This window comes from Clostridioides sp. ZZV15-6388, from assembly GCF_020657755.1.
GTDB lineage: Bacteria > Bacillota > Clostridia > Peptostreptococcales > Peptostreptococcaceae > Clostridioides.
In genome coordinates, this window is sequence record NZ_JAGWCU010000058.1 from 1 (window position 1) to 10,612 (window position 10,612).

Genomic DNA, 10,612 nt, shown 5'->3' on the forward strand with positions numbered 1-10,612 from the left:
ATATTATAATATATCAATTTTTTATTGATTATAAAGTTCAAAAATATAAAATTAATATAGTCATAATAAGATAAAAATATCATATATCTCTAAAAAATTATAACATCATATTTATCTACATAGAAAGAAAAACATACAAAGAATACATATTTAGTACTCTTTGTATGTTTTTATCCTACACATTTATTTTACTTTAGTTTTTAAATTGGCTAATCTTTCCTCAACAGACTTAATCATTTCTTCAAATTTTTCTTTTTTAGCTTTTTCTTCTTCTATTAAGCTTTCAGGAGCTTTTGCTAAGAATCCTTGATTTGCAAGTTTTCCATTAACTCTCTTTATTTCTCCCTCTAACTTTTTCATTTCTTTAGATAGCCTTTCAATTTCTTTTTCAAAGTCAACTAATTCATTAAGAGGTATGAATATTTCAACACCATCAATAACTACACCAACTGCATCTTCTGGTACATTTGATTTGTCTTTTGCTATCTCAACAGTTGAAGCAGATGCTAAAGTTATAAAATAATCCTTACCAAGTTCAATAGTTTCTATCTTATCTTCACTTGGTACTATTATCAATTTAGCTTTCTTAGAAGGTGGTACATTCATTTCTGCTCTCACATTTCTTATACTTCTTATACCTTCCATTAATAAACTCATCATTTCTTCTTCATCAGCCATATTATCTTCTTCATTATATTTTGGCCATTCAGATACTATTATACAACCTTCAACAGTAGGAAGATGAGTATATATTTCCTCTGTTATAAATGGCATATATGGATGTAATAATTTTAATATTTTTTCAAGTACATAAGTTAATGTATATAAAGCGGCAGACTTAGCGTCTGTATTGTCTCCATATAATCTAGGTTTAACCATTTCAATATACCAGTCACAGTATTCTGACCAAGTAAAATCATATATCTTTTGTAATGCTATTCCTAAATCAAATTTATCCATGTTATTAGTAGCTTCTTTTACAATATCATTGGCTCTTGATATTATCCATTTGTCAGCTAGAGTTAAATTATCTTTTACATTTTCTCTATTTATATTCTTAATTATCTCCTCATCAATATTCATAAATACAAATCTTGATGCATTCCACAATTTATTAGCAAAGTTTCTAGCAAATTCTACTCTTTCCATATAGAATCTCATATCATTTCCTGGGGAATTTCCAGTTGTTAATGTAAATCTTAGTGCATCAGCTCCATATTGCTCGATTATTTCTAATGGGTCAATACCATTTCCTAAAGATTTACTCATTTTTCTACCTTGAGAGTCTCTTACTAAGCCATGAACTAATACATGGTCAAATGGCTTTTCATTCATACAGAACATACCTGCAAATGCCATTCTAACTACCCAGAAGAATATTATATCATATCCTGTAACAAGTACACTTGTTGGGTAATAATAATCTAATGCATCTGTCTTATTTGGCCATCCTAGAGTAGAGAAAGGCCATAATGCAGAACTAAACCAAGTATCTAGTGCGTCTTCATCTTGTTTAAAATGAGTGCTTCCACATTTAGGGCATTTATCTGGCATTTTTTTAGCAACTACTATTTCTCCACACTCTTGACAATAGTAAGCTGGTATTTGATGACCCCACCATAATTGTCTTGATATACACCAATCTCTTATATTTTCTAACCATTGTAAATAAGTTTTATCAAACTTATCTGGAACAAATTCTAATTCTCCTTTTTTAAGAATATCTATAGCTGGTTTTGCAAGTTCTTCCATCTTAACAAACCATTGCTCTGATAATCTAGGCTCAATTACTGTATGGCATCTATAACAAGTTCCTACATTGTGATTATGTTCTTTTATCTTGATTAGATATCCTTGTTCTTTTAAGTCTGCTATGATGGCTTTTCTACACTCAAATCTATCCATGCCTTCATATTTTCCACAAACTTCATTCATAGTTCCATCTTCATTCATTGTATTTAATTGCTCAAGATTATGTCTTAAACCTACTTCAAAGTCGTTAGGGTCATGAGCTGGAGTCATCTTAACAGCACCAGTTCCAAACTCTAAATCTACATAACTATCTGCAACTATTGGAAGTTCTCTTCCTACTAATGGAAGTATTGCTGTTTTTCCTATTAAGTGTTTGTATCTATCATCTTCTGGATTTACAGCTATACCAGTATCCCCTATCATTGTTTCAGGTCTAGTAGTAGCTATCTCCAAGAAGTCTTCACTATCTTTTAATGGATATTTTATATGATAAAAGTTTCCATCCTGCTCTTCATGCTCAACTTCTGCATCTGATAAAGTAGTTTTACAGTCTGGACACCAGTTTATTATTCTATTTCCTCTGTATATATGCCCTTTTTCATATAGGTTTACAAAGAACTCTATAACTGCTTCATTGCAACCTTCATCCATAGTAAATCTTTCTTTATCCCAATCACAAGAATCTCCTAATTGTTTAAGCTGATTAACTATTTTTCCTCCAAATTCGTCTCTCCATGCCCAAGCTCTCTTTAAAAATTCTTCTCTTCCTATTTCGTATTTAGTCTTACCTTCTTCTTTTTTTATTCTTTCAACAACTTTAACTTCAGTTGCTATAGAAGCATGGTCAGTTCCTGGAAGCCAAAAAGCTTCATATCCATCCATACGTTTCCATCTAATAAGTATATCTTGAAGAGTATGGTCAAGCGCATGTCCCATATGCAATTGCCCTGTTATATTTGGAGGTGGCATCATTATTGTAAATGGTTTTTTATCTGGATTTGGTTTAGATTTAAAATACCCTTCATCCATCCATTTTTTATATAGCCTAGCCTCAAAATCTTTAGGATTATAAGTTTTTGATAAGTTCGTATTTTCCATTGTATTGCCTCCTATATTTTTATAAATAAATTTTTAAAATATTTTTGTGAATAAAAAAGAGCCTTTCATCCTCTTTTAAAAGGACGAAAAGCTCGCGTTACCACCTTAATTCCAAAGTTTAAAAATTCATCAACATATAATTAAATTAATAGTTAATGATAATCTTAATAACTTTGACTCTCAAAGAATTTAACGATTCTAACCGTCTAAACTTACTAATAGTTCAGTTTAGAAACTCCAAAGCTACATTCAGTAAACCTTATACTTAGAAAATCTTACAGCCAGTGAATTTTCCTCTCTTTTAGTAGTATTTACTTACTCCTCTTCTTCTTAGTCTTTAATATTATATATTATTATATACAAATATTATTCTCTTTGTCAATTATTTTTATTTTATTTTTTCTGAATTTTCTTAATTATTATTTTTTATATTCTATGCTAATTATTATAATCTATACTATGTTTTTTACATTATTTTGTTTTATATAGTCAATAATTATTCTATTACTTTATTGACATTTTTGCTACTATTTTATCAATTTTATTCTAGCTTCACTTTATATGCTATTTTCCTATATGACATTTTAACTATAATATTTTAAATGTCATTAAGTTATGTATTATATTTTATAAATGCTTTATTGTATTTTATATTTTTTAAAATTTACTATAGGTTTTCTTGCCAGAAGTTTTTAGGCATAACATTCTCTGTGATTGGCAATATAGTATATCCTCTTTCTTTTAAAATTCTTATCATATTATTTAAAGCATTTACGCTTTGTTCTTTTTCATGAATTAATACTACTAATTCATCTCTTTTTCTTCCATAATATAAGATATTACTAACTATTTGACTTGTGGACGATTTCCAGTCTTGCGTATCTAAATTCCAATCCCAAATTAGGTAATCATTTGCCATAAGCTTATCGTATGAACCTTCTGGCATATATGGCTTACTTCCATATGGTAGCCTTATTAATTTTGAGCCTTGACCAGTTATATCTTGTAGTGTTTTATTACATGTGTCAAATTCTCCAACTGTTATTTCTGGACTCTTATACAACTTATGTATATCATGACTTACACTATGAAATCCTATTGAATTTTTTTCTTCTAAGACTCTCTTCACCTCTTCTTTGTGGTTTTTCATATTTTGATTAAGCATAAAAAATGTCGCTTTGACATCATTTTCTTTTAAAATATCGAGCAATGCATTTGTATATTTTGATGGTCCATCATCTATTGTTATGTACGCAACTTTTTCAGATGTAGCTCCTGGTCCTTTCCCCTCTTCTTGAGATGTTTTATATATAATTTCTCCTAACGTATTATTTTGAGAAAGTAATTCTAATGTAGTTTTATCTTTTGTATTGAGATTTTCAACTGGAACATTGTTAATTTTTTCTTCTAATAATGTCCCAGTTAGAATTAAAATAGCTACAAGAAATACACGTATAATTACATGAAAAACAGTTTTATTATCTTTAATTTTCATCCCCCATATCTCCCTTTTTATAAAAACATAAACTCAAACTTAAGAAAATTATTTTTTATATTTATTGTCCTTCTTATTACTTTTTATGTCTCTACTAAATATTTTTTTTACTTGTTCTTCTTCTTTTTCTCCCAGTGATTCTACTCTCTTTATTCCCATAGAAGTTAAAAATTGTAGCACATTTAAATTATCAAATGGTGTTTCCATATTTGTACTTTCACTGTATTCATCGACATTCTTAGTACCTTCTTCTACACTTAAAATACGCTTAGGACCTCCCACACAACCTCCTACGCAACCCATTCCTTCTATGAAAGTAGCCTCTATCTCTTTATTTAAAACTTTCTTTAGACCATCCATACATTCTTTTGTTCCTTCAAATGCTTTTTCTTTAAACTTTATATTTTTATCAATTCTTCTAACTGATAATTTAACAGCTTTACTTACACCCCCTGTTCTAGCATAAACTCTACCTGAAAGAGATGCTTCTACTCTATTACTTTCATCCATTACTGCTGGATTTAGTTCTAATGCATCAAATATTTCCTGTAATTCTTTAAACGTAAGCACAAAATCAACTGCATCCTTTATATCTTCCAACATTGCTTCTTTCTTCTTTGCCATACAAGGGCCTATAAATACAACTTTAGCCTCTGGATTTAAAATCTTTACAGCTCTACCACAAGCAATCATAGGTGACACAGATGGTGATACCTTATCTAATATTTGAGGAAAACTATTTTGTATTAAGCTAACCCAAATAGGACAACAGCAACTAGTTATAAAGCATCCTTCTTCATCATTTTTCATATGCTCATAATAGTCATATGCTTCTTTTGCAGTAAGCATATCTGCTGCTAAAGCAACCTCTATCATATCTTCAAATCCTATCTTTTTTAATGCAGTTCTTAACTTACCAGGACTTACATCTTTTCCAAATTGCCCTACAAAAGCTGGTGCGACTATTGCATATACAGGACTCTTTATATCTTTTAATAGCTTTATCATCGGTATAAATTCTATCTTGTCTGATATTGCACCCAATTTACATCTTGACACACAATCACCACAGGCACTACATGTATCTTCCTCATTACAATTAATATGCTTATTTCTTATCTTGCATGACTCATCTTCTTTATTATTTTCATCACAATATTTACAAGCATCTGATATTATAGATATTATTGGTCTTTTTACTTCATCTAAATTTACAGCTTCGTGCAGTGCATCTTTTAGGTTTTTATCTGTATCTCCTGTTACATCTAATCCCATAGTTACCCTGATTAAATTCACCATAGTATCTTTATCAAATTGCTTATCAAAATGACTATCTAAATTTTCTTTTAAGTCTTCACTTAAAATTTTTTCAGGCAAGTTTTCAATATCTTCTGTATCCTCATTCCATACTGCCTTTACAAGTTCTCCAAAAAGCTTCATTTTGTATCTTTCTAATATTTTAGAATTTTCATTTATAGTATTCATAAAAAATAGTACCTCCGTAAATTAAACTTATATATGTTTAATATTTACAAAGATACTATTTTTTATTTATTATTTATTGACTATTATTGATATGACTTATTTAATTTTTTCAATAATTCTATTTCAAGCATTATTTTCATTAAATGATAGTTAAACACTGGACTTTTTTCTTCATCTACATTCCAATCCAGTTCATCCACACCATATGTTTTCTTAAGGTACTTATATGTATGCTCTTTTAAATAGAGTTTGTTTTCTAGTAACTCTATAGATTGCATGTGAAAGTGGATTTCTCTACATATCCTTAAGGCATTTTCTATTTTTTCTATATTGGTTTCACTTAAACTATAGTCTAACTCATCGATAAGTTTTGAATATATTTCTTCCAATTTCTCTACTTCTTCTTCAAATTTTTCTACGTCTAGATTTTCTTTTCTAAGTATTTTTTCTTCAATAAGCAACATTGAAAGTTCTTCTATTTTTTTAAACTCATCTATAACACTATTTAGGTAGTTTGGTCTAGCAACATAATAATTAACGAGTACACCAAATAAAACTCCTACAGATGTATCTAATACCCTGTGTAAAGAATAGTATACGGGGTCATTGTTTCCCACACCTAGATGTATGGCTAGAAAAGTGACACAGGCAACAACTACTGACTTTATTTTAAACAGATTACATAGATATATTGAACACATTACACCAAGACCACATAAAAATGGGTCTCCCGCTTTGGTGATAGCAAATAAAAATCCTATTATACCACCTAAAATAGTACCTTCTACTCTATTGATTCCTGTCTTTAAAGAACCTTTCACTGTGTCCTGAACAGAAATTATACATGCTACTAAAGAATAAAACATATTCTCAACTAAATAATTACCAAGAAGCATACATAAAGTTACACTAATTCCTGTCTTTATAGTCCTCATACCCATCTTTTGAAGTTTCAAATTTCCACCTCCTAAAAGCACCTTATATAAAATACGCATCCTCATATTTAATATGTTCCTAGTATATCACAATTTTTTAAATTTACCCATTAATCGCATCTTTTTAACAATTACATTTTAATTTAGACAATAAAAAAACTGCTATAAAGCAGTTTTTTTATCCTATCTCTACCATTTTACCTTCAATTGCAAAGATTATTTTTTCACATACGTTTGTTATATGGTCTCCAATTCGTTCAAGGTATCTTCCTATAAGTAAAAGTTTTACTCCTTGGTCTATCGTATTTGAATTTTCATGCATTATTTTTAAACAATCAATTTGTACTTGCTCATACAAATCATCTACAATATCATCTTTACTTCCAACATTATAAGCTATACTTGCATCAAATGATATTAAAGCTTCTCTAGTTTGAGACATCATATTCTTACATTCCTTTGCCATTTTAGGAATATCTATTAACTCTTTTATATACGCTTCTCCACCTATTTTCAACATTTCTCTAGCTATATTTGCTGCATAATCTCCAATTCTTTCTAATTCTATTGATATGTTTCCCAAAGAATAAATAAATCTTAAATCCCTTGCCATTGGTTGTTTAAGTACTATTAATTCTATACTTTTATCTCTTATTTCTTCTCTCAATTTATTTATTTTTTCATCATCTTCTACTACTTTTCTTGCACCTTCTAAATCTTTCTCTATCATACAAGTTACAGACTTTTCTATTGCCTCTTCACATTTTTCCATCATAAGTACTGTCTGTTCTTTTAAAGTATCAATACTTATATCTAAACTATTATTGACCATTGTTTAACTCCTTTATAGTTATATATTTTAACCGAATCTACCTGTTATATAGTCTTCTGTTCTTTTATCCACAGGAGTAGTAAACATAGTTTTTGTATCACTAAATTCTATAACCTCTCCATTTAGGAAAAAAGCTGTTTCATCTGATATACGAGCAGCTTGTTGCATATTATGTGTAACTATGACTATTGTATAGTCCTTTTTTAAATCTTCTATAAGTTCTTCTACTTTTAATGTTGAAATTGGGTCTAAAGCAGATGTAGGTTCATCCATAAGTATAACTTCTGGTCTCATAGCAATTGCTCTTGCTATACATATACGTTGTTGTTGCCCTCCAGATAATCCTAATGCAGATGACTTAAGCCTATCTTTAACTTCCTCCCAAATAGCTGCTCCCTTCAAACTTTCCTCTACTATCTTGTCTAGTTGCTTTTTATCTCTTAACCCATGTGTACGAGGTCCATATGCAACATTATCATATATACTCATAGGAAATGGATTAGGTTTTTGAAATACCATTCCTACTTTTGTACGAAGATTTATAACATCATCTGAAGTATAGATATCTTCTCCATCAACAGAAATATTCCCTGTAATTGTTACATTTTCTATTAGGTCATTCATTCTATTTAATGTTCTTATAAAAGTAGATTTTCCACATCCAGATGGACCTATTAAAGCAGTAACTTTATTTTCTTTTATATCCATATTTATTTTATTTAGAGCTTGCTTGTCGCCATAAAATAAATCCAAATCTTTTACACTCATTTTTATTTTATTGATTAATTCCATCATTCACACCTCTTAAATTTAATAATTAGCCTTATTTAACTTCTTAGCAACAAATCTTGCTAACATATTTAATACTAATACAATTACTATTAAAACAATACCTATACTAGCTGCTGTTGCTATGTCTCCACTCTCTTTAGTTAGTAAATATGAGTGTACAGTTAGTGTTCTTGCACTATCAAATATTCCTCCTGGCATCTTAGCTACAGTACCTGCTGTAAGTAGTATGGCAGCTGATTCTCCAATTATACGACCAACTGACAATATTACTCCTGATAGAATTCCTGGTACTGCACTTGGAAGTACTACTTTATATAAAGTTTGAAATTTAGTAGCTCCTAGTGCTAGAGATGATTCTCTATATGATTGAGGAACTGTCTTTAAAGCTTCTTCTGTAGTACGAATTATTACTGGTAATATTATTATTGCAACTGTAAGTGACCCTGCAACTATTGAATATCCCATTTTTAAGGTAACTACAAAGAAAATTCCTCCAAATAATCCATAAACTATGGATGGTATTCCTGACAAACTTTCAGTTGCAAATCTTATAGCTGTAACTGCTTTTCCTTTTTTAGCATATTCTTGTAAATATATAGCTGCTAAGATTCCTATTGGAGTTGCTACAACTATAGAAACCACTACAGTATATAATGTTGTAATTATCATTGGGAAGATACCACCATCACCTGATGCTGAATAATTACTAAATAAGAAATTAAAATTCATATTTCCGATTCCCTTTATAAATATAAATCCTACTATAACTACTAGTGATACTATTGTAAATAATGCTGATAGATATACTAATAATTTCAATATATTCTCTCTGAACTTTCTCATCTTAATTTACCGCCTTATTTGAAAGTTTATTTAAAACTAAATTTAAAATTAATATAAATGTAAACAATACTACTCCAGTTGCAAATAACATTTCTTGATGTGTCCCAAATGCGTATCCCATTTCAAGTGCTATATTAGTTGTAAGTGGTCTTACACTATCTGTTATAGAAGTTGGCATAACTGGTGAATTTCCTGCAACAAGTATTACTGCCATTGTTTCTCCTAAAGCTCTTCCTACTCCTAATACTACTGCAGCTAATACTCCAGACTTTGCAGCTGGTAATACAACTTTAAATATTGTTTCTATTTTTGATGCACCAAGTGCTAATGAACCCTCTTTATATGCTTTTGGTACTGCTCTTATAGCTGTTTCTGATACAGATATTATTGTTGGTAACATCATTACTGCTAATACTATTATTATTGCTAATAAACTCTGTCCTTTTGGAAGATTAAATATACTTTGTATCATTGGAACTATTACTGCAAGACCAAACACTCCATACAGTACTGAAGGTATACCTGCTAGAAGTTCAACTGCTGGTGACATTATTTTTGCTAATCTTTTAGGTGCTACTTCTGCTATAAATATAGATGTTAATATTCCAATCGGTACTCCTATTATAAGTGCACCAATTGTAGCAACTATTGATGCTGCTATCATAGATGATATTCCAAACTTATTAGCTGAAGGAACCCAATCTGCACCTGTTAAAAAATCTATAAATGAGTATCCCTCAAATATAAAAGGTCTTAACCCTTTATAAAATACAAATCCTATTATCAAAAGTAAACTTGCAACTGCTACTAAAGCACTTAGTAGAAATATATTTTTTGCTACTTTTTCAACTATATATTTTGTCTTATTTCCATTATTGTCATTTTTTTCTAAACCTACTAACCTAGATTTTACTATCATAATATCCTCCCATTAAAATATACCTAATTGATTTTCATTCTGTATTTAAAATTTAAATTTTTATAAGTTCGTCATTATTAAATTTTCTATATTTTTATTCTACTTTTTTTAAGTTAAATCTATATTAGGTTTAAGTTAAACAAGTGTAAAATTATATTCACTTTTTTAACATTAATTTTACTTTTTGGACTATATTTGACATTTACTTTACAATTTAACTATATTTGACGACAATAAAATAGCAGATATAAGTAATAATACGTACTACACGTAATTTATTATTTATATCTGCTATTGAGATTTGTTAACTAGATTTAACCTTTTATAATCTATATATTTATTATTCCTTATTAGAATAATATCTTTTTTATTTTTATATACTTAATCGTTGATATTTCAGTACTTTAAAATAGAACATTAGCACTTATGTCAGTAAAATGTCAGTAAAATATTTTATCCAC

Annotated in this window: 8 protein-coding genes and 1 other annotated feature; all 8 genes read right to left on the minus strand. The window is 29.1% G+C overall.

Annotated elements, in window-relative coordinates:
• Positions 1-183 precede the first annotated feature (183 nt).
• The 8 genes from KGF48_RS19305 to pstC all read right to left on the minus strand — a co-directional run bounded on the left by KGF48_RS19305 (position 184) and on the right by pstC (position 10,151).
• Positions 184-2,850, minus strand: coding sequence for a valine--tRNA ligase (locus KGF48_RS19305; protein ID WP_227868474.1), 2,667 nt, complete (start codon positions 2,848-2,850; stop codon positions 184-186).
• Positions 2,851-2,926: 76 nt separating this feature from the next.
• Positions 2,927-3,191, minus strand: a binding site (T-box leader).
• Between the two features lie 326 nt (positions 3,192-3,517).
• The gene (locus tag KGF48_RS19310; protein ID WP_227868475.1) at positions 3,518-4,345 is read right to left on the minus strand and encodes a polysaccharide deacetylase family protein; all 828 of its coding nucleotides are present in this window, start codon (positions 4,343-4,345) and stop codon (positions 3,518-3,520) included.
• 48 nt (positions 4,346-4,393) lie between these two features.
• Entirely contained in the window at positions 4,394-5,830 is a 1,437-nt protein-coding gene (locus tag KGF48_RS19315; protein WP_227828312.1) for a [Fe-Fe] hydrogenase large subunit C-terminal domain-containing protein, read from the minus strand.
• An 83-nt stretch (positions 5,831-5,913) separates the two neighbouring features.
• Positions 5,914-6,786, minus strand: coding sequence for an FUSC family protein (locus KGF48_RS19320; protein ID WP_227433692.1), 873 nt, complete (start codon positions 6,784-6,786; stop codon positions 5,914-5,916).
• Between the two features lie 157 nt (positions 6,787-6,943).
• Positions 6,944-7,597 (minus strand): phosphate signaling complex protein PhoU, encoded by a 654-nt coding sequence (gene phoU / locus KGF48_RS19325; RefSeq protein ID WP_227828311.1) that lies wholly within the window; start codon positions 7,595-7,597, stop codon positions 6,944-6,946.
• A 27-nt stretch (positions 7,598-7,624) separates the two neighbouring features.
• Positions 7,625-8,389, minus strand: a complete 765-nt coding sequence (pstB, locus tag KGF48_RS19330) for a phosphate ABC transporter ATP-binding protein PstB (protein WP_227828310.1) — start codon at positions 8,387-8,389, stop codon at positions 7,625-7,627.
• A gap of 18 nt (positions 8,390-8,407) precedes the next feature.
• A complete protein-coding gene (pstA, locus tag KGF48_RS19335; protein WP_227828309.1) occupies positions 8,408-9,232 on the minus strand; it encodes a phosphate ABC transporter permease PstA in 825 nt (274 codons plus the stop codon).
• Position 9,233: 1 nt separating this feature from the next.
• Positions 9,234-10,151 (minus strand): phosphate ABC transporter permease subunit PstC, encoded by a 918-nt coding sequence (pstC, locus tag KGF48_RS19340; protein ID WP_227433688.1) that lies wholly within the window; start codon positions 10,149-10,151, stop codon positions 9,234-9,236.
• Positions 10,152-10,612 lie beyond the last annotated feature (461 nt).